This window comes from Pedobacter sp. WC2423 (assembly GCF_040822065.1).
GTDB lineage: Bacteria > Bacteroidota > Bacteroidia > Sphingobacteriales > Sphingobacteriaceae > Pedobacter.
The window spans coordinates 2161556-2186246 of record NZ_CP162005.1; the positions used below are offsets into that span (position 1 = coordinate 2161556).

Annotated in this window: 19 protein-coding genes; 5 read left to right on the forward strand and 14 right to left on the reverse strand. The window is 37.9% G+C overall.

Translation table 11 applies throughout. From position 1 onward, the window contains the following. Positions 1 to 3 precede the first annotated feature (3 nt). Positions 4 to 726, forward strand: a complete 723-nt coding sequence (locus AB3G38_RS08665) for a LytR/AlgR family response regulator transcription factor (protein ID WP_367868098.1) — start codon at positions 4 to 6, stop codon at positions 724 to 726. Here AB3G38_RS08665 and AB3G38_RS08670 read toward each other — a convergent pair. The 8 genes from AB3G38_RS08670 to sufB form a co-directional block, all read right to left on the reverse strand. After that, a complete protein-coding gene (locus AB3G38_RS08670) occupies positions 710 to 3691 on the reverse strand; it encodes a thiopeptide-type bacteriocin biosynthesis protein (protein ID WP_367868099.1) in 2982 nt (993 codons plus the stop codon). The genes AB3G38_RS08665 and AB3G38_RS08670 overlap by 17 nt on opposite strands. Before the next feature lie 172 nt (positions 3692 to 3863). Beyond that, entirely contained in the window at positions 3864 to 4502 is a 639-nt protein-coding gene (locus AB3G38_RS08675) for a helix-turn-helix transcriptional regulator (protein WP_367868100.1), read from the reverse strand. After that, positions 4502 to 4813 carry an SUF system Fe-S cluster assembly protein gene (locus AB3G38_RS08680; protein ID WP_068396640.1) on the reverse strand — a complete coding sequence of 104 codons (312 nt, stop codon included), beginning with the start codon at positions 4811 to 4813 and terminating at the stop codon, positions 4502 to 4504. The genes AB3G38_RS08675 and AB3G38_RS08680 overlap by 1 nt, the downstream gene beginning before the upstream one ends. Before the next feature lie 11 nt (positions 4814 to 4824). After that, positions 4825 to 5244, reverse strand: a complete 420-nt coding sequence (locus tag AB3G38_RS08685) for a SufE family protein (protein WP_367868101.1) — start codon at positions 5242 to 5244, stop codon at positions 4825 to 4827. Between the two features lie 9 nt (positions 5245 to 5253). Beyond that, positions 5254 to 6477 (reverse strand): aminotransferase class V-fold PLP-dependent enzyme, encoded by a 1224-nt coding sequence (locus tag AB3G38_RS08690; RefSeq protein ID WP_367868102.1) that lies wholly within the window; start codon positions 6475 to 6477, stop codon positions 5254 to 5256. Between the two features lie 13 nt (positions 6478 to 6490). Further along, on the reverse strand, positions 6491 to 7822 hold the full coding sequence (gene sufD, locus AB3G38_RS08695; RefSeq protein ID WP_367868103.1) for a Fe-S cluster assembly protein SufD: 1332 nt from the start codon (positions 7820 to 7822) through the stop codon (positions 6491 to 6493). A gap of 1 nt (position 7823) precedes the next feature. Then, a complete protein-coding gene (gene sufC, locus AB3G38_RS08700) occupies positions 7824 to 8597 on the reverse strand; it encodes a Fe-S cluster assembly ATPase SufC (RefSeq protein ID WP_367868104.1) in 774 nt (257 codons plus the stop codon). 23 nt (positions 8598 to 8620) lie between these two features. After that, a complete protein-coding gene (gene sufB, locus AB3G38_RS08705) occupies positions 8621 to 10069 on the reverse strand; it encodes a Fe-S cluster assembly protein SufB (RefSeq protein WP_221270592.1) in 1449 nt (482 codons plus the stop codon). A gap of 234 nt (positions 10070 to 10303) precedes the next feature. On the opposite strand from sufB, the gene AB3G38_RS08710 reads away from it, so the two are divergent. Beyond that, positions 10304 to 12808: a M1 family metallopeptidase gene (locus AB3G38_RS08710; RefSeq protein ID WP_367868105.1), complete on the forward strand. Its 2505-nt coding sequence runs from the start codon at positions 10304 to 10306 to the stop codon at positions 12806 to 12808. A gap of 62 nt (positions 12809 to 12870) precedes the next feature. On the opposite strand, the gene AB3G38_RS08715 is transcribed toward AB3G38_RS08710, so the two are convergent. The 3 genes from AB3G38_RS08715 to AB3G38_RS08725 all read right to left on the reverse strand — a co-directional run bounded on the left by AB3G38_RS08715 (position 12871) and on the right by AB3G38_RS08725 (position 14960). Next, positions 12871 to 13254: a DUF3037 domain-containing protein gene (locus AB3G38_RS08715; protein ID WP_367868106.1), complete on the reverse strand. Its 384-nt coding sequence runs from the start codon at positions 13252 to 13254 to the stop codon at positions 12871 to 12873. Next, the gene (locus tag AB3G38_RS08720; protein WP_367868757.1) at positions 13232 to 14029 is read right to left on the reverse strand and encodes a HipA family kinase; all 798 of its coding nucleotides are present in this window, start codon (positions 14027 to 14029) and stop codon (positions 13232 to 13234) included. The genes AB3G38_RS08715 and AB3G38_RS08720 overlap by 23 nt, the downstream gene beginning before the upstream one ends. 184 nt (positions 14030 to 14213) lie before the next feature. After that, complete coding sequence (locus tag AB3G38_RS08725) at positions 14214 to 14960, reverse strand: hypothetical protein (protein ID WP_367868107.1); 747 nt, start codon at positions 14958 to 14960, stop codon at positions 14214 to 14216. 172 nt (positions 14961 to 15132) lie between these two features. Here AB3G38_RS08725 and AB3G38_RS08730 point away from each other — a divergent pair, with 172 nt between their 5' ends. The 3 genes from AB3G38_RS08730 (at position 15133) to AB3G38_RS08740 (ending at position 18025) form a co-directional block, all read left to right on the forward strand. Beyond that, on the forward strand, positions 15133 to 15789 hold the full coding sequence (locus AB3G38_RS08730) for a hypothetical protein (protein ID WP_367868108.1): 657 nt from the start codon (positions 15133 to 15135) through the stop codon (positions 15787 to 15789). A 624-nt stretch (positions 15790 to 16413) separates the two neighbouring features. Next, on the forward strand, positions 16414 to 17199 hold the full coding sequence (locus tag AB3G38_RS08735; RefSeq protein ID WP_367868109.1) for a sensor histidine kinase: 786 nt from the start codon (positions 16414 to 16416) through the stop codon (positions 17197 to 17199). A gap of 172 nt (positions 17200 to 17371) precedes the next feature. Continuing rightward, positions 17372 to 18025 (forward strand): response regulator, encoded by a 654-nt coding sequence (locus AB3G38_RS08740; RefSeq protein ID WP_367868110.1) that lies wholly within the window; start codon positions 17372 to 17374, stop codon positions 18023 to 18025. A 4-nt stretch (positions 18026 to 18029) separates the two neighbouring features. Here AB3G38_RS08740 and AB3G38_RS08745 read toward each other — a convergent pair whose 3' ends face one another. From AB3G38_RS08745 to AB3G38_RS08755, 3 genes are all read right to left on the reverse strand, one after another. Next, positions 18030 to 19529 (reverse strand): YgcG family protein, encoded by a 1500-nt coding sequence (locus tag AB3G38_RS08745; protein ID WP_367868111.1) that lies wholly within the window; start codon positions 19527 to 19529, stop codon positions 18030 to 18032. Between the two features lie 261 nt (positions 19530 to 19790). Next, positions 19791 to 21275, reverse strand: coding sequence for a RagB/SusD family nutrient uptake outer membrane protein (locus tag AB3G38_RS08750; RefSeq protein ID WP_367868112.1), 1485 nt, complete (start codon positions 21273 to 21275; stop codon positions 19791 to 19793). A 42-nt stretch (positions 21276 to 21317) separates the two neighbouring features. Further along, a complete protein-coding gene (locus tag AB3G38_RS08755; RefSeq protein WP_367868113.1) occupies positions 21318 to 24383 on the reverse strand; it encodes a SusC/RagA family TonB-linked outer membrane protein in 3066 nt (1021 codons plus the stop codon). Between the last annotated feature and the right edge of the window lie 308 nt (positions 24384 to 24691).

Genomic DNA, 24691 nt, shown 5'->3' on the forward strand with positions numbered 1-24691 from the left:
TTTATGTACAAATGTTTTATAATAGATGATGAATCTCATGCCATCGAAACACTGAGAAAATATGCTGCAGACAGTGCACAGCTGGAGATAATTTCCTCTTCACAAAACCCATTGGAAGCAGTTAAATATATTAATGAGCATAAAGATATAGACATTACTTTCCTTGATATTGATATGCCTGAGATGTCCGGCCTTGATGTAGCGGATTTAATTTATAAGAATACAGCGATTATTTTCACAACAGGACACGCAGGGTATGCAGTACAGGGGTTTGAGAAAAATATTTCGGACTTTTTACTAAAACCTATTTCCTTCGAAAAATTCTTGAAATCAGTAACAAAAGTTATTGATAAAATTGAAGAACAGAGGCCACAGAGCTTACCTAAAAATGAAAGTTATTTTTTCGTTAACCCTGGTATCAAAGGTAAAATGCTCAAAGTTAATTATGATGATGTAGAATATATTGAAGGGCTAAACAATTATATTGTTATCCACACCCCTCAAAATAACCACATTATCTATTTAACAATGAAAGAGATTGAAGCAGGATTACCCACTAATAATTTCATCAGGATTCATAAATCATACATTATTAATATTGATAAAGTAACGATGATGGAAGGAAATAAAATTATGATTGATAAAATGATTCTGCCAATAGGTTCTTCCTTTAAAGATCAGCTCTTAAAAAAAGTAAATAGCAACGTTATTAAAACTCATCGTTAGCCGTATAATTGAGATAAGCCTGATGCTTGTTCATAAAATGATAAGCCAGGCACTCATATTCTCTGGGCTGGCTTTCAAATATTCTGTTCATGTGCATATGAATAAGACTTGAAATTAAATCATATTTATCTTCGGTTCTCCAGTGTGATATTTTAACATTGAGCGTATTAAGCAATTGATAAAAATTATTAACATCTCTTGCATACAGCTGTTTACTTTCAATCAGCTCTTTCTGGAAATTCCGGTATTTAAGATCCAGTTTACGGCTGATTAGCTTATCCTTGTTACTAAATTCTTTTGAAAAGCCAGAAAGGACCTTATTAAAAAAATCAAATCGTTGATTTTTATCCTTAATAAAGCACTTTACCATTAAAAGTGCAGAATGCACTGCAAAACTTAACTTAAACCTGGCGTTTAATTCACCTGTTTTAAATGCAGACAGGATATATTCACTATCGTAGTAAAATAAGGATTCCACTTCATTTATTAATTCTGTGGAATACCTCTCCAGTTCCCGCTGATAAGTATCTAATACTATCTCTGATACTTTTCCTGAATTACATAGTGGCTTTAGCCGTGTATTAAGCTCCAGCAATAAATGATGAGCCAATTCTTTATGGATAAAAAACCGTAACCTGATATGATGTCCAGTATCATTGTATCTGATAAAAAACCACTTAAACGCAGGATCTTTTTTCTTGTATTTCCGGATAACCGGAGACACTATATTCATTAAAATATTGTCCCCTAATGAATCATGTGCATATAATTTAAGGTATAACCATTCATCACCCGGAAAAAAGGTCCGTCTAACCTTCAATTTTTTAATATCTCCGATTATTTTCGAATTTGACTGAGGTAAAATATATGATTTTGACTGATTGATTATACAGGCTATATATTGGGTCGCATAAGGCTGTTTTTTCTTATCCTGAAGGTCTGCTGCATCAGCAGAAAAAACATATTCTTTTAATATGACTGATTCTTTATTTTTAATGCATTTCCTAAATAGATCCAGGTCATCTTTATGAGTGCTGTTAAATACAAGAAAATTATCTCTTTCATTCAAACTAAAATACGCAGGCAGTGCTAATTCCTTCCAAAAATCCAGATTCTGTGCAACTATCTTACTGATCTTGTCCCGGTCAAGTATCCAGGTAGCTGGAGAAATAACAGCATGATTTAGCTGTACACGCGGGTAGAAAGACATGCCCGGAAAAATATCTTTCAAAGAAAATGATAAACTAGCCTTAATTCCCTGGTATTGCAGATCACAAAGAAATCTAAACACGGGAATAGTCGCAAGCTGACTATTGTAGGCTGAAGAGAGTCTTGGTATAATATACTTATTAAGTTTAACTGACCTTAACAAAATCGTATGCTCACGAACAGAAATAACCAGATCATTCAATTTAATGGTGTTTTCTGCAGGGCGTCCCGGATGAGTGAGTACAGGAATTTCGTAAGGATAAAAATGCCCGCGCTGATTGATATTTGAAGTCCTGTTAGCTGGTGAAAATGCAATTTCAGCAAATATAAAATCATGATTTATGGCCATCTCTTGTTGGCAAATGTCTTTAAGCTGATGATCAATTTCTGAATTTGAGATTCCAAATCTGGCTCCTGCTTCGATTCCGGAAATACCGCCGGCCTGGTCTATCCATAATTCCTGATCTACATTCTTATATAAAATACTCATACCTGGCGGCAGTACAGATTTACTTTCCGGCAGTAAATTAAGATCCTCCTGCGTGAGCAGAATCTTATCTGTACCGGATCTTGAAATATTATTCCATTTTTCAAAAAGCAATCTTTCAGCCTCTCCCCATTTTACTGTATTTACGGAATCTTTATTCCTGAATAAGTCATCGACGAATTCATTATTCTGATTGCCAAAAGCCGAAGCTAAATTATCATATCCAATACCAGCACCCGGGTCTATGACTTCCATTAAGCCAACTTCCTGCTGATCGTATCTTTTGATAAATGAGTTTTTAAATACAAGCATTGCTTCCTCATTTTTATCTTTAGTCAGCTTGTTCAGGTTCTTAATCAGCGAAATAAACACAGAATGTATTTCCTTATTTAGTCCACCGGAAATTTCGCGCTCATACAAACTATAAGGAACATTTTTTTCATTCCTGCCAAGAATCTCCTCTATATGTTTATTCAGCCTGGGTAAAACATCATTTTGATCATTAATTGGCATTGAAAATGTATTGATCCCCTTTAAATCAAGTTGAGCATATTCCTTCAGCAAACCCATACAACGTTCATTATAGGATTTGCCGGTAACATTTGGTATCAATTCTGAAACAATTACACCTCCATTTACTAAATGATCAAAATAATCGTAAATCCCCGCATCCTCCCCATATTGTTTCACCAAATAATTTATAATAGCACCTTTGGTCTGCCCCTGATCTATAAATTTCAACAGCCCTTTCATACCGGGAATCACTTTTAAATGTATAATAGTATGTTTATCCTGTTCCGTATAATCCTGGTTAACAAAATATAATTCTCCAGCCACCGTGTACATAGAATTATTAGGAAGATATTGTATAGCTGATAATTCCTCTGGTTTTAATTTACTGACGTAATCCAGCACAGCTACAAAATCGGGAAGTGCCTTGAGTTCACCTTTACCACTAAAAAGCAGGTTATTGCCCTTTTCAGCTGTCCACTTAGCCAGTGAAAAAGAAGAAAAAAGGCCATATGGTAACGGCCTGAAACACATTCTGTTCAGATATTTCCACAGCGTGGTCTTTACCTGTTCATTGAATTGAGTATAGTCAAAATTCTTTTTCTTTAATTCAATATAGAGCGTCTGACTCGCAAAAAATAAACTGGCTCTGAAGAAATCAGTAGTTAATGCTTGCTGAAGAAAGGATTCGTTAAAATTTTCATAGCTATAGGCTGGTGACCGTACAAGTAAAAATGGGTCTACAATGAATTCAGACATTTTGAGCGATAATTATATTTGGCAAAATTGGGAGCAGCCCCAAGCGCCCGAAATTTATCAAAAAATCCACACCTATTGTACATTTATGAACAGTATTTGTCTGAAAGTTGAATTCAAAAAACAACAACCAAATTAATCAACTGACTGTCAGACCAATAAAAAAAAACAGAAATTATGATTTAGTAGCAGAAATACGGTAAGCACATCTTCTGCCCCCGTCAACAATGTACTCTATACGTTTGATAGGTACTTCCTCTCCCATAACGGTTTGCAAAGTTTTGAACTCTGCACTGCAGATTGCAGGATTCGCATGCGCAGCAGCACCGATAGGGCAATGATTTTCGATAAAGATAAATCCTTCTTCATCTTTGATTACCTGGGCCATATAGCCCTCTTGTGTCCGGATAGAGACAAAACTGTTAATCCTTTTTTCCAGGTCGGATACTCCTTCCAGTTCTTTTAAATATTTATTGGTTCCTTTCTCACCATTAGCAGTAATCAACTGTGAAACAGCCCCCTCCCCTAACAATTCTTTCATCACTTCCATCAGCTTCACTGTTAATGCAGCATGGGTATCAGGGAACCTCGACTGCCCCATACTGGTCAGCGACCATAATTGCTGAGGTCTTCCTCTGCCGGTTACGGTTTTACTCGAAGTAACCAGGCCTTCTTTTTCCAGCCGGAGCATTTGGAAACGCGCTCCTTCTACTGTCACCTTAAATTCCCGGGCAAGCGACAATAGAGACTGTGGCCCGCTGGTTTTCAACAGGTTCACAGCACCTTCCCTAAATGGCACTTTATTTTCTTCCATTACAACCAGCCCAGTTCTAATCTTGCTTCATCACTCATCATATCTCTATCCCACGGCGGGTCAAAAGTAAGCCGTACTTCTACTTCATTTACGCCTTCTACAGCTTTCACCTTGGTTTCTACTTCACCGAGAATTTCTCCGGCAGCAGGACAGGCTGGCGCAGTCAGCGTCATATAAATATGTACGTTATTATCTTCCAGCATATCAATTTTATAGATCAGGCCCAGTTCATAAATATTTACTGGTATCTCCGGATCATATATGGTATGCAATGCTTCTTCAATCTTGTCTCTTAACAATGGTTCGTTCATAATTATCTCTTTTAATCCTGTGATTTAAAAGCCAGAGCATACATTTTCATTTGTTTTAACATAGCCAGCAATCCGTTGGAACGGTTTGGGGACAAATGATTTTGCAGACCTATGGTGTTTATAAAATACAAATCTGCAGCTATAATTTCCTCTGGAGTATGTCCGGATAAAACCCTTACCATCATACTGATTAAGCCTTTGGTAATAATTGCATCACTGTCAGCGGTAAATGATATTTTACCATCTTTGTATGCTGGATGCAACCAGACGCTTGACTGACATCCTTTAATCAGGTTCTCCGGAATTTTATATTGTGCATCAATTAAAGGAAGTTCTTTCCCCATATCAATGATATTCTCATATTTATCCATCCAGTCTGAAAAGAGTTCAAACTCTTCAATAATTTCGTCCTGTTTTTCGTTAATCGTCATCTGTAAAAATTATATCAGTATAGCGGCAGCTCTTTTTATTCCGGCTACCAGTAAATCTACTTCTGAACGGGTATTATAAAAGGCAAATGAAGCCCTGCATGTTCCTGGTATACCGAAAAAGTCCATCACAGGTTCAGTACAATGATGTCCGGTACGGATGGCTATCCCTTGTTTATCCAACAATTCTCCAAGATCATAAGGATGTACATCATCAATCAAAAATGAAATTACACTGGCACGCTGAGCCGATTTACCAATAAATTTAAGATTGCTGATGTCCGCTAATTGCTCCATTGCATAATTTAATAATTCATCTTCTTTCTCCTGTATAGCATCCAGACCAATACTATTCACGTAATCTATGGCCGCACCCAGCCCGATTGCACCACTGATATCCGGAGTACCTGCTTCAAATTTATAAGGCAGATCGTTGTATATTGTCTTTTCGAAAGTGACCGTTTTGATCATATCTCCACCTCCCTGATAAGGAGGAATTATATTCAGCCATTTTTCTTTACCATAAAGCGCACCAATTCCGGTAGGCCCGTAAATTTTGTGTCCTGAAAAAACAAGAAAATCAACATCAAGTTCCTGTACATCTATGGGTAAATGCTGTATCGCCTGGGCAGCGTCAATCATTACTGGAATATTTTTCGCATGTGCCTGTTGAATAATCTCCCTGACCGGATTAATAGTCCCCAAAGAGTTTGATACATAAGTAACAGATACCAGTTTTACGCTCTCCTCTAAAAGGGCAGGCAGCGCATCCATTTGCAACACGCCATTTTCATCCATAGGAATAACCTTTAAGGTTGCTCCGCGCTCTTCACAAATCATTTGCCAGGGCACGATATTCGAATGATGCTCCATCGCAGAAATCAGGATACTATCACCTTGATGCAGGAATTTTTTCCCAAAGGAAGAAGCGACCAGGTTAATTCCGTCAGTTGTTCCTTTAGTGAAAATCACCTCATGAGAAAAGGCCGCATTTATAAATTGACTCACCTTATGACGTGCTTCTTCATAAGCAGCTGTTGCTTGCTGACTAAGCAAGTGTACACCGCGGTGTACATTACTGTTGCAAGTTTTATAGTAATCCGCTACAGCAGCTAAAACTGCTGCAGGTTTCTGCGTTGTCGCTGCATTATCAAGGTATACTAAATCTTTTCCATATACTTTGGTATGCAGTATAGGAAAGTCTTCTCTGATATTTTCTGCTATTGATTTGCCCATTTCCAGCCTCTTTTTAAATGATTGTTGCTAATGAATTTTCCATCTTTTTATAAATTAAAGATTGAACAAAATCCTTTATTGCTTCATTCTCAATTTTTTGAGTAACATCAAACATAAATGCTTCTACAAGTAATTTACGTGAAGATTCTTCAGATATTCCTCTTGAACGCAGGTAAAACAATGATTCAGGATCAAACTGTCCTACTGTACATCCGTGACTGCATTTCACATCATCGGCGAAAATCTCTAATTGCGGTTTAGCAAAAACCTGTGCTTTATCGCTCAGCAAAAGGTTATTATTTTGCTGAAAAGCATTAGTTTTCTGAGCTGGGCGTTCTACAAATACTTTTCCGTTAAATACGGCTTTACCTTTGTCTAACAATACCCCTTTATAAATCTCATTGCTATCACAATGAGGGAAGCGATGGTGAATAGCGGTATGATTATCAGTTAACTGATGACCTGCTACCAGGTATAAGCCTAACAAATTAGTTTCGGTTGCCGTACCATTCAGTACAATTTCCAGGTTATTCCGGATCAGCTCTGCACCAGGTAAATTGAACATGAAGTTATCATAACGGCTATTACGCTCTTGTGTAATGTGGTTATAATTGATCAGCCTGTCTTCTGCAGCATTGTCCTGAATCACATACTGGATCAGGTTTGCATTTTCTTTGACGGTCACCTGTGTTACACTGTTCATCAATACACGCTGTGCATTTGCTAAAGTGACAGCACTATCAATCAGTTCTGCTTTTGCATTTTCATTCACGACAATTAGATGGCGCGGCTGAAAAAGCATATTTTCTGTAGCCGTATAAAGATGTATAAGCTGTACAGGTTTGTCTAATACTACATTTTTTGGCACTTCAAGGAAGTATCCATCTGTAAAAAATGCAGTATTCAACGCATACATTCTATTGCCATCTGCTTCTTTACAGGTCGTATAGTTTTTATAACTTTCTGTATTGATTACACTTTCAAGCGGAAGAATAATCAATTGATCAGCTTCTGGTAAAACTGACAAGTTAAATTGGATTTTACCATTCAGTAAAACCAGTAACCAGGCATCCAGACCAGGTATAGTTGCTGCTGTTATTGCTTTTTTAATGTCTTGCTGATCCGCATCTCCTGTAGTTAAAGAAAAGGTATCAGTAAGAAACGGGGTCAGATTAGTGAATTTCCAATCTTCATCTTTTGATGTCGGAAAACCTTTAGCTTTAAATAGCTCAAAGGCTTCTTCTCTTGATTTTGATAAATCACCATTAGTATTTTGACCTTTGGCAGCATTTTCAAACTCAGTAATCAACTGATTATAGAATGGAGCTGTTAACTGATTTACCATCTTATATTTTATTTATTGATTCATTGCCATGGAATTCTTCTTTCAACCAGTCGTATCCCTTTTCTTCCAGCTCCAATGCCAGTTCTTTTGTACCTGAGCGCACAATCTGACCGTTGTACAATACGTGTACAAAATCAGGCACGATATATTCCAATAAGCGTTGATAGTGTGTAATCAGTACAAAAGCATTAGCTGCAGAACGCAATTTATTAATACCATTTGATACAATACGTAAAGCATCAATATCCAGTCCTGAATCTGTTTCATCCAGAATTGATAATTTTGGTTCCAGCATCGCCAACTGAAATACTTCGTTTCTTTTTTTCTCTCCTCCGGAAAAACCCTGGTTTAAAGAACGGTTAGCCAATTTGGCTTCAAATTCTACCAAAGCTTGTTTTTCCTTCGTCATTTTCAAGAACTCCTTAGCGGAAAGCGGCGGAAGATTACGGTGAATCCTGATTTCGCTTAAAGCAGTTCTTAAGAAGTTAATATTCGATACTCCAGGAATTTCCACAGGATATTGAAATGCAAGAAAAACACCTTCACGCGCACGTACTTCAGGCTTCATATCCAACAGGTTTTTACCGTCCAGCCAAACTTCACCTTCAGTAATCTCGTAATTTTCACGACCCGCCAGCACAGATGCCAATGAACTTTTGCCCGACCCGTTAGGCCCCATAATCGCATGTACTTCACCGGCTTTTACCTCCAGATTAATTCCTTTTAAGATTTCTTTTCCTTCAATATTCGCATGAAGATTTTTTATTGATAACATAGTATTCTTTATTTTTTTATGGTCTACCCTACGCTGCCTTCGAGTGTAAGAGAAAGTAATTTTTGAGCTTCTACTGCAAATTCCATTGGCAATTGATTCAGTACATCTTTTGCATATCCATTAACGATTAACGCAATGGCTTGTTCTGCATCAATTCCACGCTGATTCAGATAAAACACCTGATCTTCTCCGATTTTAGAGGTGGTAGCTTCATGCTCTATGGTTGCTGTATTGTTTTTAGATTCGATATATGGAAAAGTATGCGCACCGCAACGATCACCAATTAATAAAGAGTCACATTGTGTAAAGTTCCGTGCATAAGCAGCTTTGGGGCCCATTTGCACTAAACCGCGATAGCTGTTTTGTCCTTGTCCGGCAGAAATACCTTTAGAAATAATCCTGCTTTTAGTATGGGCTCCAAGATGGTATATTTTTGTTCCGGTATCTGCAATCTGCATATTGTTCGTCACAGCAACAGAATAGAACTCTCCTGAAGAATAGTCCCCTTGTAATAGGATACTTGGGTATTTCCAGGTAATTGCTGAACCAGTTTCTACTTGTGTCCATGAAATTTTAGCACGCTCACCACGACAGGCACCACGCTTGGTCACAAAATTAAAGATACCGCCTTTTCCTTCTTTATCTCCAGGATACCAGTTTTGTACCGTAGAATACTTGATCTCCGCACCTTTCATTGCAATCAGTTCTACTACAGCAGCATGCAATTGATTTTCATCACGCATCGGAGCAGTACATCCTTCCAGGTAACTTACATAACTATCTTCGTCAGCAATAATCAATGTACGTTCAAACTGACCCGTATTTTCAGCGTTAATCCTGAAATAGGTAGAAAGTTCCATCGGGCATCTTACTCCTTTAGGAATGTATACAAAAGATCCATCCGAAAATACAGCAGTATTTAAAGAAGCAAAAACATTGTCTGTATGCGGGACTACAGAACCCAGATATTTTTGTATCAGTTCAGGATGTTCTTTAACAGCATCACTGATAGAACAGAAAATAATTCCAAGCTCATTCAGGTGTTTTTTATAAGTGGTAGTTACCGATACACTATCAAATACAACATCCACAGCAACGCCTGCCAGTTGTTTCTGTTCTGACATCGGAATGCCTAATTTCTCAAAGGTACGCAGCAACTCAGGATCTACTTCATCCAGTGAGGCATACTTGGCTTGTTGTTTGGGAGCGGCATAATAAGAAATAGACTGGAAGTCAATTTCGGGCATCTTAAAGTTTTGCCATTGCGGCATTTCTTGCTTCTGGAAAGCTTTGAAACCTTTCATGCGCCAATCGAGTAGCCATTGGGGTTCATTCTTTTTTGCAGAAATAAACCTTACTGTATCTTCGTTGAGTCCGATTTCAGAAATATCCATATCAATTGCTGTAACAAAGCCAAATTCGTATTCACGGTTTGCCAGTTGTTCGAGCATCAAATCATCTTTTTCCATCATTATTCAGTTTAGAAACTTTAGCTGCGGCATTCGGATAGCCGGAGAGATAAAGCAGAATACAAAGATAGGCAATGAGGGTAATAAACAAAGGTATTACTTTGTTTATTACAAATAAATGAGTTTATATGCGGATTTTTGGCTATCCAAGTCATTAACTAAGATTAATTATCAAAAAGATTACATTCATTTTCTGTTTTTCCACTTAGATTTACGGTGATATTTTAAAGATTTAAAATGAATATAAAACCAGTAATTTATAAGCGTGCAGTTTTGCAAACGATGTTTTTTATCGCTTCAGCTATTGCAATGCCTGCCTTTGCACAACATAAACCGGAGGATCCTTCTTTAAAGATTTACAGAGGTAGTGCGGAAAAGATCAACGATTTGATTCATACTAAACTGGATGTCAGGTTTGATTATAAGAAACGTTATTTATATGGAAAGGAATGGGTAACCATCAAACCTCATATTTATGCGACGGATAGCTTAAGACTGGATGCAAAAGGAATGGATATTAAAACCGTTGCAGTGGTCAGAAATGGCAAAAACATCCCGCTTAAATATACTTATGATAGCCTTTCTCTGGCGATTAAACTGGATAAGACTTATCAGCACACGGAGAATTACACCATTTATATAGCTTACACAGCAAAACCCGATGAGTTGAAAATTGCGGGTGGTGCGGCGATAACGGATGCAAAAGGACTTTATTTTATCAATCCTGACAGTGCCGTGAAGGATAAGCCGGTACAAATATGGACACAGGGTGAACTGGAAAGCTCTTCTGCCTGGTTCCCGACTATTGACAGAACAAATCAGAAAACTACCAATGAAATCAGTATGACTGTACCGGGTAAATATGTTACCTTATCTAACGGCAGACTGGCTTCGCAGCAAAAAAATTCAGATGGTACCAGAACAGATACCTGGAAGATGGAACTTCCTCATTCTCCTTATTTATTCATGATGGCGGTAGGTGATTTTAAAATCTACCGGGATAAATGGCGCGATAAAGAAGTTAATTATTACCTGGAACCTGCATATGCACCCTATGCCAAAGATATATTTGGCTTCACTCCTGAGGCAATCGAATTTTATTCTAAAATTTTAGGGGTAGATTATCCATGGAATAAATATTCACAAATTGTAGTCAGAGACTATGTAAGTGGCGCGATGGAAAATACAACAGCCACACTGCATGGTGCTTATGTACAGGGCACTGCCCGCGAACTGGCCGACAGATATTATGATAAAGGAAGAAGTACCATTGTTCATGAGCTGTTTCACCAGTGGTTCGGGGATTATGTAACTGCCGAAAGCTGGAGCAATCTTACTGTCAATGAATCTTTCGCAGACTTTAGTGAAACTTTATGGGCAGAACATAAATATGGACAGGATACGGGCGATGACCATAACAATGAGGCGATGGAAGTTTACCTGGAAAATCCAGAAAATGCAAAGAAAGATCTGGTACGTTTTCATTATCATGATGCAATGGACATGTTTGATGCCGTTTCCTACAAAAAAGGTGGCCGTATCCTGAATATGCTCCGTCATTTTTTAACGCCTGACGTATTTTTCAAAGGATTGAATATTTACCTGAAAACCAATGCCTTCAAGAATGGCGAAGCACAACAGCTGCGTTTAGCTATGGAAGAAGCAAGCGGAAAAGATCTGAACTGGTTTTTCAATCAGTGGTATTATGGCGCCGGACATCCTGTGCTGGACATCAGCTATAAATGGGACGAAGCGACAAAAACACAATTTGTTTACCTGAATCAAACGCAGGAAGGAAAAGCATTTCAGCTACCTATGGCTGTAGATCTATACAATGGCACGAAGAAAGAACGCCACCAGATCTGGATGCGAAGTAAATCAGATACTTTGACTTTCAAGGTTGCTGCTCAGCCTGAACTGGTTAATGTAGATGCAGATAAAATTACATTAAGCAAAAAAACAGATCACAAGAGTATCAGGGAATTTTTATTCCAATATCAGCATGCCCCATTATATATGGACAGACTGGAAGCAATAGATGCTGCTACTGCACAGCAAACACTTCCGGAAGCCCGGCAAATACTGGTGGCTGCTTTACAGGATAAATATTATGGCTTACGCCTGAGAACGATGAACAGCATCAATCCGGAAAATACCGTGCTTGTTAATGCTGCAATACCTTTTATTCTTAAAATAGCTAAGGAGGATGACAACAATCTTGCGAAAGCTCAGGCATTGAAAATAATCAGTACCACTAAAGATGCAGCGCAGCAATTGTCACTTTTCGAAGCAGGTTTAAAGAGCAATTCTTATGCAGTACAGGGCGCATCCTTATTTGCCATGGTCAATTTAAAACCAGGCGAATCATTAAATATGGCTAAAGCTTTTGAAAAAGATAACAAAGGGGATTTAACAAAAGCTATGATTGCTGTTTATGCAAAAAATGGCAGTGATACAGAATGGCCTTTTGTTTTTAAAAACTTTAAGGAAAGTGATCCGCAGACTCAGTTTGATATGCTTAAAGATTTCGCTTTCATGACTGCCCGCATCAAAAGCCCGGAATATGCACAACAAGGAATTAATGCATTAAAAGAGATAGGCGTCAAATATAAAGCTCAGGGCGCAGCACCGGTTATTTTAAATATAATGGACCAACTCAAAAAAGTTCGTCAGGAGCAAAATGATAGCTCTTCTGTCAAACTTATCGGAGAAGCACAACAGCAAATTAATGATCAGAAATAAGTAATTCAATAAAATTTAAGCCACCCTTTTAAACATAAAATCTTTAAAGGGTGGCTTTCTTGTTAAAGTACTTGTTCTTCAAGCAACATTATAATCTTCTCACTGGCATCCTTACAAAATCCGGGATGTACTCTGGAAGTCTGGAGCACAGTACTTCTCATTGCTGTAAGCCAGCGGAATCGTGAGGCCGGATCAAGCTGACCGATTGGCCCGCTCTGTTTTCCACCTGCACAAATCTCTTTTAAAGCCTGGAGATTGCTTTCAATTTCATGGATATCTGTAGTTTTAGAAAAAGCACTTAGTTTTTCCTTATTTAACAGAATCTCTGCTTGTAAAAATTTCTGTTTAGCACAATACAGGATAACACCAACATTCATAAATTCATCACGTTCTACCCTGGGTACAACGCGGATTATCGCGTACTCAAATAAGTGACTGTCTTGCATTTTGTGCTTCTTTTACAAAAATTTCTGACCTGGCAATTCTCAGTTCCAAAAACCGTGCATAGGCATTCCGGTGTTCTTCTGCCGAACTGAAAGTTTGTTCTTCACTTAACCACTCTGCTGGAATAAGATTGACTACAGCATGAATGAGTTCATTAGTGATTATTGCACTAAATTCAGCATCTACGACTTCCAGTTCTGTAGCCCATGGTAATAACACATGATCTTTAATCAAGGCAAAAGGACGCTGTGCCTGCTCTTCCCAGTTTTGCCACGAATGGTGGAAATAAAGAGAAGCGCCATGATCAATCAGCCATAATTCTTTATGCCAGATCAGCATATTGGTGTTGCGGGCAGTGCGGTCCATATTGGTCAGCAAGCAATCCAGCCAGACAATTTGCGAGGCTAGCCTGGCATCTATAGTGGTTACTGTCGGGTCAAATGTAATTGCACCAGACAAATAATGCAGTGCAAGATTAAGTCCTACACTGGATTTAAGCAGATCCTGGATTTCTTCATCTGGCTCTGTCCGGCCAAAGGCCTCATCCAAATTAGCAAGCACAATTTCAGGCACTCTGAACCCAAGTGCACGGGCAATTTCACCGCCGATAATTTCTGCAATTAATGCCTTAACTCCTTGTCCCGCACCGCGAAACTTAAGGACATAGAGAAAATCATCATCGGCCTCTGCAATAGCAGGCATAGATCCTCCTTCGCGTAGCGGCGTAACATAACGGGTCACACTGACGGTTCTGAGTTGAAGTTCGTTAGTATTCATCATAAAAAACTTTGGATAGACAAGGCTTGAAATTTAGGCAAAATTATTTCAATGACCTCATTTAAAAACCCGGAAAGTTTTTACAGGGTGTTGATGAGACTTCTCAGCACCTGCATTCTGAGGGATGAGCAGGAATATGATCAGAAGAAAACGAAGAGATGTTTCCAATTCCATAATAAGTAGTTTAAATCGCATGAAGTAAAATAGGTGAAGCAGCTAAAAGGGGACTGGTGGCTGAAGCGCCAATATAAATTTTCGATCTCCAAACAATGAAAGTACAGCTGCTAATCAACTTAGTATAATCAAGATTACCGAATTTATCCAGTCCCTGTCCAAAAATCAAGGTATAAGTTTCAAAACGAACCAATCCCTTTGGTATATTTTTCATTATAATACTTCCTGAGTATTGATATGGAGCGGCTTTACTGGTAGCGATCATATTTGTTCCATTATAAAGACCCGGGTTGAATCCTCCCTGGAACAATGCAATCCATTTTTTGTTTGCTTTGATTTGATTACAGCATGGACCTGCAATATGTGCAATCAGAAAATCTGTTCCAATATGATCTGAATTTACGCTGATGTTACTGCATACTGCAGGAAGCGATTGATTTAAGATAGCGGATACACTTAAGGAAAGTGTAGCTACAATTGTTTCTGACTCTTTTCCCTTAGCTATTCCTAAACCGATAATGTAATTCTTTTTTCCAATAGAAAGTTCATCGAACAAGTGCTCTCCAAATAGCTCACCGCTAATTATTTTCCTGGTTTGCAATGCTTCAGCACTCGAAAGAGCCCGGGTTCCTTCCCAAACAGAAAGAAAACACCCCATAGCTCCCGGGTCTGAACCAGGTAATAGATGGAACGAAACGGCTGCCTGCTTTTCATTTACAGGCTTTCCGATGAGTTGAATAACGCCTTGCGTACACATAACTTGTAATGATTTAAGAACAAATATTTAAATCAAATATCCAGTTGACTGGCTAAAAATGGCAGGGTGAAAACAGCTTTTCGACTTCAGCATTTTAGCTTTATTAAAAGGCAAAACACAGTTTTCTGTAAGAAATATTTTAACTAGGTTAGCATAAAAAAACACCCATATTATGAAATTAAAATTTACTATTCTATTTACTGCATTAATTGCTGTTGCTGCTGCTGGTTGTAAACAAAAAGAAACACCAGCTGAAGAAACAGCTACAACCAGCAAAGGTGCAACAATACCTGATTCGGTTTTAGTGGACGTCAGAACTGCAAAGGAGTATGTTGATAATTATGCGCCGCATGCAGGTTATGTAGAACCAACATTGGAAGAAGTAAAAGCACGTAAACCACTAAAACCAGATACACGATGCGTTTGGTTCAGTAAAGAAAGATTAAAGGAAATGCTGAATCAGCTGGAAAAAGAAGATGGAGATGGTGTCCGTTTTTATATGATCACTTATAATAAAACTTATGACACTACTCTGGTAGGTAGAAAAACACCAGTTCCGCCAAAAAAATATTGGGGATACAATACCCTGTTAATGGTTTCAACCAAACCTGTTAAAACCGGTGATGAGATCCTGCACTTTGACTATTACAACAACATTGTTAACCAGGAAGCTGCAGTTCAAAAGAATACAAAACCAGAAAAAAAAGGCTTTATTGTAACTTTCACTCCTGAAAACAGAGGTGAATTATGTCCGCCTCCATCAGATTGTTTCTTAATAGGAGCAACTTTACTTGCCCCAGTACAAAAATCTGATATCTCACAGAAATAATATGCACGAGTTTTTCACTGTCAATACCGTTACGGAACTCATCTGCCTGTTCATAAGCATTGTCTGCTTATATAAAGATAAAAATGTATACTGGAGATCCTTTATGCTCTATCTTTTAATGGTTTGTATCGTAGAAATGGCTGGCATCAGTTTACGCCTTCAACATAAACCAAATTACGCTCTCTATACTTGGTTCCTGGTGGTTGAATGTACGATGGTAAGTTGCTTTTTTTATCATTTGTACAGGAAATACCATCACAAACCTAGCCAGCTTTACAGCTGGTTAGGTTTGTTTATTTTAGTATTCACCCTTGAATTGTTTACAAATCATTTCAGTAATTTTGCTTATAAAACAGCTGCTTTTATGTCGGTTGTTTTCGTTATTGCGAGCTTGTATTACTATATGCTCATTCTAAAAGATGAACATTTCAGAAAGCTCGAAACTTACCCTCCTTTCTGGGTAGTCAACGGTGTCTTATTTTTCTACTTTGGCAGTACCGCATGTAATGTGTTTTTTGACTATCTTTTGCAAGAAAAAGCCCATTCAATTAGTGTGTCTACAAGATATATTACTTTTAACATTCTGAATGTACTTTTATATAGTTGTTGGTCTTACGCTTTTATATGCAGATATCGTCAAAGGAATTAATTCTGTTAATTGCCATCATTACATTTATTTTCCTGATTGCCCCCCTTTTTCTGATTATTTATATTTTTTTATATAATAAAAAGAAAGCGAAGCATCTTGAAGAAAAAGAAGTACTGAAGAAAACATTTGAATTGGAATTACTAAAGAGTCAGGTAGAAGTGCAGGAGCATATCCTGCAAACTATCGCAGGTGATCTGCATGATAATATAGGCCAGTTACTGAGCCTGACCAGTATGACATTAAGTTCTATAAAAGCAGATCATTTAAGAGAGGAAAAAATTAATACTGCAGCAGAATTAACCCAGCGCGCAATTAAAGAATTGCGGCAGCTCTCCAAAAAAATGAACGGACAGGAACTGATTAAAAAAAGTCTTGGACACGCAATTACTTATGAACTGGACTGGCTCAAAAAGGGGCTGGCTTACGAGATTCAGTTTACAGATAATTCCACACACTCTATTTTAATACACGCTGACAAAGAACTGATTATGTTTCGGTTATTTCAGGAAACCCTGAGTAATATTCTTAAGCATGCGCAGGCTACCCGGATCTTCATCACCATTGATCAGACAAAAGATGAGCTATCTCTTTTTATACAGGATAATGGAAAAGGTTTCCTCCTGGAAGAAAAGCTAAAAGCCAGCGATGGTTTAGGACTGGCCAATCTTCAAAAGAGAACATTGATGATGGACGGAAACTTCAAAATCAACTCCACCCCGGGTAAGGGCACAGCTATTCAGATTTCAATTCCTTATCAATAAATCTCTTTAAAATTGAAGTTTAATTATTTCTGTTTTGTCCGATTCTCATCTGATAAAAATTTGTTAGTTGCGATTTCAGTATTGTTTCACCAAAAAAAAGGCAATAAACAATTTAATTTATAAATTTAGGCGCCGTTTAATGAAGACAAACAGAATTTAATGGCGCTCAAAAATGAAAGAAGAAAAAATAGCTATTGCAATTGTTGACGACCATACTTTATTTAGAAAAGGAATGGTTAGCCTGTTAGAGGAATCAGATGAAATTAATATCCTTTTTGATGCTTCCAATGGAATAGAAATGATTAGCATGCTTACGCAGCATCCTCTTCCTCAGGTGATTCTGATGGACATCAATATGCCGCAAATGGACGGATATGAGGCTACAAAATGGCTTTCCAGTAACCATCCGCAAATTAAAGTACTGGCTTTAAGTATGTACGATGATGATAAGCCCATCATCGAAATGCTTAAGAGTGGTGCCGGAGGGTACCTGTTAAAAGAATCTAAAACCTCAGATCTGATTACCGCAATCAAAACCATAGCCTCACATGGCTATTTTATGAATAACCTGGTTTCAGGAAAGCTAATCAGATCTTTACAGGAAAACAATACTGCAAAAACCCTGTTGCAGGAAATTTCAGTAAATGAACGCAAATTTTTAGAACACTGCTGCTCTGAATTTACTTATAAAGAAATTGCCGACAAAATGAACCTTAGTCCGCATACGATAGATAATTACCGCGAATCTCTCTTTCAGAAATTTGAAATAAAATCACGTACAGGACTTGTTTTATTTGCACTTCGTAATGAGTTGATTAAACTATAGCAGCTTACCAGCTGCCTCCGGCACCGCCGCCGCCGCTGCTTCCGCCACCCCAGCTACTGCTGCTGCTGCTTGAGGAAGAGGAACTACTGCTTCCAGAACCTGATGAACTGGAATCGTCACTTCTGGTTAATACAGCAATGACAACCGCTTTGATAAATTCTTCATAGCCGCAATTTTCGCATATTTTAACGTCCTTTCCCTCACCTTCTCTGGTATAGGTTGCTTTTTTAAGCGTGATTAATCGTTCCTTACTTAAAGTTTTGGCACTACACTCAGGGCAAACTGTAAAATCCGCAAAATTACTACCTGGATAATTAATGATTTTATGTTCTGCCTGGTCACTGCTCAACCAGATTTCATAATGGTTCACCTCTAATTGCTCTTCTTTAAGCTGACCTTTAGTCAAAAAAGATTTCGCATGTTTAGTTTGATCCCTGTCTACTCTGCTCATCTGTTTATTCTGGCTATCCAGCTGTGGCTTAAAACGGTTGGCTGACTGGCTTCTGCGATAAGCTTCGATAACCATAGCGATTAAAATTAACGGAGAGGCAACCAGGTAGAAAACTGAAGACCGGTTTAATGCTTTCACAGCCTGGTTAAAATTCAGCTCATCCTGATACGTTTTCCTTAAAACGCTGATAGCGTTCAAATACCTGGCAAAAAGCATGATAGCTAAAACAGCATAAAGCACAACAGGTATTATACTAATGTCCAAAGACTTTACCCAGCCATAACCAACAGTAAACCCGGTAATAAAACCTGCAGCTACTAAAATCATAAATAAACCACCGCATCCGCACCCTATAGCCTTATCATAGCCATTTGTTTTAGCTGCAGCTTTACTCTTGGAAATTTCAGGAGTCTTTTTCTTAATTCCAAGAAATACAATGGTAAATAAGACAATGACTAATATTGTACCTGCAATCGTCCATAGCCATTTATTGCGGTGACCAGCATCCGCAGGTAGCAGCTGACTGAGCTCTTTTTGATTTGCGGGCTGGTTTAGATAAGCAGCAATTGTAGTTAAAGCACTAACCACCCCTTTACTGTAATCTGCTTCTTTAAAAGCAGGAATCAAAAAATGATCTCCAATTCTTTTGAGCGCGGCATCTGGCAGCAATCCCTCCAAGCCATATCCCGTAATGAAACGATACTGTCTGCGGTCAGTAGCAATAAATAATAAAAGACCATTATTTGCCTTGCTTTTTCCTATTCCCCATTGTCTGAAAAGTTGCAGTGTAAAATCATATTCCTCCTGGGCTGCGTCAAAATCATGGACAACCACAACAGCTATCTCAACTTTTGTTTTTTGCTCCAGATCAGTAATGGTTCTGTTCAGAGAATCAACACCGGCAGTACTTAAAATAAAATCAGGATTACTTACATAACCACTTCCACTGGCCTTTGGATCAGGAATCTCTGCAACTGTATATTTATTTTGGGCATATCCAGCCTGAATAAGAAAAGAAAACAGGATAGAAAATAGAAGACGATATTTCTGCATTTTACCTGAAATTTACTTTAGTCAGATTCTGGGCATGAGTAAGCAAACTCATACTTACTAATAAGGTTATAATGATGGTATACCTGAAATTCTTCGAATTTAAAATCATTGGAGTAATATTTCGTGCTATGCTAAAGTAATTATAAATCTATTAAATTTTAAAGAAGAAATAAGGATCTTATATTTCTATAAACCCCTGAAAGCAAAAAAGGTTAACCTGCATTACACAGGCCAACCTTTTTCTTTTTGATTTAATTGTGACTAATACCCTGCATTCTGGACATAATTAGGATTAGACAACTGATTATCTGGTATAGGGAAAACCAGATTTCTCGGATTGTCAACTTGTTTCTCTTGCCAAGGTGTTAAAAATTTACCAAAACGGATTAAATCCTGTCTTCTTACACCTTCCCAGAAAAACTCACGTCCACGTTCATCCAGTAAATTGTCGAGCGTTAAACTTCCCAAAAGACTGGCTCCCCTTACAGTTCTCAGTCCATTAACAACAGTCAGCGCAGGACCACCTAAACCTGTTCTCAGCTGCGCTTCAGCTTTCATTAAAAGCACATCTGAATATCTGTAGTATACCCAGTCGTTGTCAGCTTTTCCAGTTGAACCATAGGTATAATCAATAGGATATTTGATAACGCGGATACCGGCAACTTCCAGGTGATTGGGATCCGTCTCCACATTACTTACCTCTGGAGTAAAGATCAGATTGTTATTACGTCTGTCTTTAATTACAGCACCTTTCTCGTCCAATTGCTGACCGATTAAAAAGCCCACTTTAACCCCAGAAATATTAGTTACTCCGGCATAAGCCCCGCCAATACGCTGATCAGATGCTTCGAATTTCTTATAGAAATCAGATAAAGTTGAGAATCCATTATTACCATTTGGTTTTTGATTATAATGTAATGGCATTGTCCACATATCTCTTACCCCACCAGCATCAGAACCACCAATATTTTGGGATGTGAATATATTTTCTTTAGAAATCGCATCATTGTTTGGTGCAAAATTATCAAAATAGTTTTTTGCCAGCTGATACTTACCAGAATTGATAATTTCATCAGCGAGTGTGATAACTTTTGCCATTTCAGCAGCATCAAAAGTTGGTAACGCACGATTTAAAAATGCGCCTTTATTCAGGTAACACTTCATCAGCAACATCTTTCCTGCATCTTTATTTGCAAGATAATTAGCCCCATCAGGAAGTGAAGGGATAATTGCCGTCAGTTCTGCGATCAGGTAAGCAATTTCTTCCGGTGCTTTTCTAACCTTCGAAGGTAAACTCACATCATCTCCAGGCTCACGGTAAGGAACCTGTCCCCAGCCATCCAGAATAGAAAACTGTGCAAATGCACGAAGAAATCTCGCTTCAGCTGCCTGTACAGGTGTTGGATTATATAACAATACATTTGTAGCTGCATAACTTACACCGTTCAGATCCCTGAAACTACTGGAAATACGGGTATGATCTGCCTCCCAGCGATGTAAGTGTAAAGCACGCCAGGCACCATTGTCATCCCAGTCACCAGCTCTTGTAGGAACAATAGCCTCGTCTGAAGGGAATTCCTGTAATGCCCAAAAACCAAATGGTCCCTGAAATGGACTACGCATAGCCTTATAACTTCCATTTAATAAATCGGCAACGTTCCCGCTGTTAATTCCGCCATTGCCAATTTGTCCGTTTAATTTCTCATCTAATTTTGTACAGCCCGACAAGGATATTGTCAGTGCCATAAAAGCAATTATATATCTATTTTTCATTTGAATTATCATTAGTTAAAGAGAAAAGTTTACACCTAAATTGAACGTTCTTGACGTTGGATAAGGAATGTACTCTATCCCTGCAGAAGGCACTCCATTTAAGCTTTTATCAACATTTACCTCAGGATCAAATCCGGTATATTTAGTAATTACAAATAAATTCTGTCCATTGATGAAAACGTTCATTCCTTTAATTGCTTTTCCAAGATTACCGATTGAATAACCAATTGTAGCATTGGCCAATTTCACATAACTGCCATTCTCAATATATCTGGACGAAGCTGCAATTGGATTAGCCAGAGACTCCTGAACAGGAGAATTCAACAATTCAGAAGCAATATTTCTACCGATTCCAAGATTAGAAATTGGCAACACTGAGTTCGCAGTATTGTTGTAAATCTTCTGGCCTAATGATCCATTGAAATTTGCACCGAATGTCAGTTTTTTATATCTCGCATTTAAGTTAAAGCCAAGAATGACATTTGGATTCGGATTACCCAGATAATAAGATTTATAACCATCTTCTGTATACTGAGATAAACCAGCTGCATTCAACCCTTTATATTCTCTGGTTACCATCGCAAAAAGTGGTAAACCATCCTGAATAACCTCTAATGTAACATCACTTAGGCCTTGTCCGTTTAGTGTACCTGTTTTAATAATACCTACAACATTTTTTACTTTATTTTTAATAAAAGTAGCATTACCACCTATAGAGAATGAAACATCTTCTTTATCAATGATATTGGCATTCAAAGTAAGCTCAATACCTTTATTTTTAATTTGTCCTGGTAAATTAATCCAGGTTACAGTTACGCCCGGATTTGCTGGCTGCAATGGAATTTGCGGGAATAAAAGATCAGTTGTTGTTTTATCAAAATAATCCACCGATCCAGTAATTTTATTACCAAAAAGGCCAAAATCGACACCAATATTCGTTTGTTTATCAGATTGCCATTTTAATTTTTTATTCTCATTATTTACCCCTACAAGTGACTGGCTTGTTCCTGAATAAACGATGTCATAACGTTGTTGAGCAGATCCCGACGGGAATTCCTGATTACCTGTTTTTCCGTATCCAGCTCTCAGTTTTAACTGGTTTAACCAGGCAACATCTTTCATGAAATCCTCGTTCTTGATATTCCATGCTACAGCAAATGAAGGGAAGTAACCATAACGGTTATCTGAACCGAATTTGGTTGAACCATCTGCTCTGAAAGTTGCAGTTAACAAATATTTATTATCATAATTAAAAATCGCTCTTGCAAAATAAGATTGCAATTGATAAGTCGGATCATAATAAGAATTCGCTGTGCGGTTTGCCGGAGCAACAGCATGAAAGATATCTGTATAATCAACATCTACATCACCAAATCCTTTCGCAGTCATATTCTGACCTTTATTGATATAATTGGTAAACTCATAACCAACTATCGCATTCAAATTAAGCTTATTCGCAATTTCTTTATTAAAATTCAGTGTATTGGTAAATTGCTGCGTAATCAATTCAGTATTGGAATAACTAGCTACCCCACCTGTAAATGGAAGATTTGGTTTTACCCCTTCCAGGTTCAGAAAACTGCGGGTAGAAGCCCTTCTGATACCAGTGCTATAATTTATACTGGCTAACATTCTGAATTCTAACCAGGGTGTAATTTTGTAATAAGGTGATACACTTCCTAAAACCGTCGTTACTTTTGACTTATCATTTGAAGCCGCCAGCATGGCCATTGGATTAATGGTAGTTGATTGTTGATCAATAAATATAGATCCATCAGGATTATACATGGAACGGGTAGGATTCCAGGACAAGGCTTGTCCTATTAAGCTACCTGTAAAACCTGCATCTGTAGATATTGGAGGAAGATTTTCTATATATTGATTACTAATCATATTGACATCTAACCCCAATTTTTTACTCTCCAGAAACTTGAAGTTTCCATTGAATGCTCCACTATATTTTTTAAAATCACTCTTTCTGATAATACCTTGTTGATTTTGATAACCTAAAGAAGCACGAAAAACATTTCCGTCATTACCGCCGCTGATTGCCACAGAATAATTTTGATTATAACCAGTACGCGTAATCGCTTTCATTGCATCTACATTTTCACCATAATCCAGTCCTGTTAAGCCATATTTATTTAAAGCATTACGGAACTCACCACCGTCCAGTGTTTTAAGGCTTCTTGCCAGTGTGCTTACTCCAGCTGATGCGCTTACATCAATTTTGGTTTCACCACTCTTACCTCTCTTGGTGGTAATTAAAACGACACCGTAAGCAGCTCTTGAACCATAAATTGCAGTAGCCGATGCATCTTTTAAGATCTCCATCGATTCAATATCAGCAGGATTGATAAAGTTAAGCGGATTGCCAGCCGATGAAGTTCCGGAAGCAGCTAACTTATTGTCACCGGGAGCTGTAGCTGTTCCACCGTTACCAGTCGGCCTTGCAGATCTTCCATCAAGCGCAACTCCATCTACAATATATAAAGGTTGTCCGGAGCCGGTAACAGCTGTATTTCCCCTGATTCTAACTGTAGAAGCACCACCTGGTTGTCCGCTATTGTTAATCATTTGTACACCTGCAACTTTACCTTGAATCAGCTGATCAGGAGCAATTAGCGGCCCTTTATTAAAATCCTTAGCCGAAATTGTAGTTGCAGCACCTGTTAAATCGCTCTTCTTTACAGATCCATAACCTACAATAGTTACCGCGTCCAGATCAGTACCTGAGGACAAGGTGATATTTACTGTAGTCCGGCTATTGATCTCCACCGTTTGTGACTGAAGCCCTACATAACTGAAAGTCAGCGATTTTCCGGTTGCAGGAACATTAATCACATACTTACCATCAGCACCGGTCATTGCTCTTACATTTGTCCCGGTAACAGAGATGGTCACACCGATTAAAGTATTTTTTTCATTATCAGAAACCACTCCCTTAACTACGGATTGGGCATAGGAAGATAAGTTAAAGCTGAGCAAAGCAAGGCAACAGAAAATTGTTTTTTGCAACAGCTGAGATTTAGGTTTATCTAAAAAGACAAACCACTTTTTTTGTAGTAAAAACTCGTTCATAATTATTTGGTTTAGTTATTCGTTGATAAGAAAGGCTTTCTGTTTTTTGAGGTGTTTTTTAATTAGACAATAGACAATTAGATTTCACAATATGACCAGCCTTTCTATACCGGCTAGTCAAAGCAATATATGTGTAAATAAGCTCTCCTGTTATTGATTCTGTATCAATTAAAACTAAAATCAATTTACCACCAGACGAAACACAAATCGCTATTAAACAACACATTACACACAAATAACAATAATATATCTGCTAAAATATTTAAGCTTTTAACTATATATTTAGAAATTGTAACATTGCAGAGATG

Excerpts from the sequence above, each read along its gene's own strand:
- AB3G38_RS08665 (WP_367868098.1), top strand. The coding sequence starts at position 4 with ATGTACAAATGTTTTATAATAGATGATGAATCTCATGCCATCGAAACA.
- AB3G38_RS08670 (WP_367868099.1), bottom strand. The coding sequence starts at position 3,691 with ATGTCTGAATTCATTGTAGACCCATTTTTACTTGTACGGTCACCAGCC.
- AB3G38_RS08675 (WP_367868100.1), bottom strand. The coding sequence starts at position 4,502 with ATGGAAGAAAATAAAGTGCCATTTAGGGAAGGTGCTGTGAACCTGTTG.
- AB3G38_RS08680 (WP_068396640.1), bottom strand. The coding sequence starts at position 4,813 with ATGAACGAACCATTGTTAAGAGACAAGATTGAAGAAGCATTGCATACC.
- AB3G38_RS08685 (WP_367868101.1), bottom strand. The coding sequence starts at position 5,244 with ATGACGATTAACGAAAAACAGGACGAAATTATTGAAGAGTTTGAACTC.
- AB3G38_RS08690 (WP_367868102.1), bottom strand. The coding sequence starts at position 6,477 with ATGGGCAAATCAATAGCAGAAAATATCAGAGAAGACTTTCCTATACTG.
- sufD (WP_367868103.1), bottom strand. The coding sequence starts at position 7,822 with ATGGTAAATCAGTTAACAGCTCCATTCTATAATCAGTTGATTACTGAG.
- sufC (WP_367868104.1), bottom strand. The coding sequence starts at position 8,597 with ATGTTATCAATAAAAAATCTTCATGCGAATATTGAAGGAAAAGAAATC.
- sufB (WP_221270592.1), bottom strand. The coding sequence starts at position 10,069 with ATGATGGAAAAAGATGATTTGATGCTCGAACAACTGGCAAACCGTGAA.
- AB3G38_RS08710 (WP_367868105.1), top strand. The coding sequence starts at position 10,304 with ATGAATATAAAACCAGTAATTTATAAGCGTGCAGTTTTGCAAACGATG.
- AB3G38_RS08715 (WP_367868106.1), bottom strand. The coding sequence starts at position 13,254 with ATGCAAGACAGTCACTTATTTGAGTACGCGATAATCCGCGTTGTACCC.
- AB3G38_RS08720 (WP_367868757.1), bottom strand. The coding sequence starts at position 14,029 with ATGAATACTAACGAACTTCAACTCAGAACCGTCAGTGTGACCCGTTAT.
- AB3G38_RS08725 (WP_367868107.1), bottom strand. The coding sequence starts at position 14,960 with ATGTGTACGCAAGGCGTTATTCAACTCATCGGAAAGCCTGTAAATGAA.
- AB3G38_RS08730 (WP_367868108.1), top strand. The coding sequence starts at position 15,133 with ATGAAATTAAAATTTACTATTCTATTTACTGCATTAATTGCTGTTGCT.
- AB3G38_RS08735 (WP_367868109.1), top strand. The coding sequence starts at position 16,414 with ATGCAGATATCGTCAAAGGAATTAATTCTGTTAATTGCCATCATTACA.
- AB3G38_RS08740 (WP_367868110.1), top strand. The coding sequence starts at position 17,372 with ATGAAAGAAGAAAAAATAGCTATTGCAATTGTTGACGACCATACTTTA.
- AB3G38_RS08745 (WP_367868111.1), bottom strand. The coding sequence starts at position 19,529 with ATGCAGAAATATCGTCTTCTATTTTCTATCCTGTTTTCTTTTCTTATT.
- AB3G38_RS08750 (WP_367868112.1), bottom strand. The coding sequence starts at position 21,275 with ATGGCACTGACAATATCCTTGTCGGGCTGTACAAAATTAGATGAGAAA.
- AB3G38_RS08755 (WP_367868113.1), bottom strand. The coding sequence starts at position 24,383 with ATGAACGAGTTTTTACTACAAAAAAAGTGGTTTGTCTTTTTAGATAAA.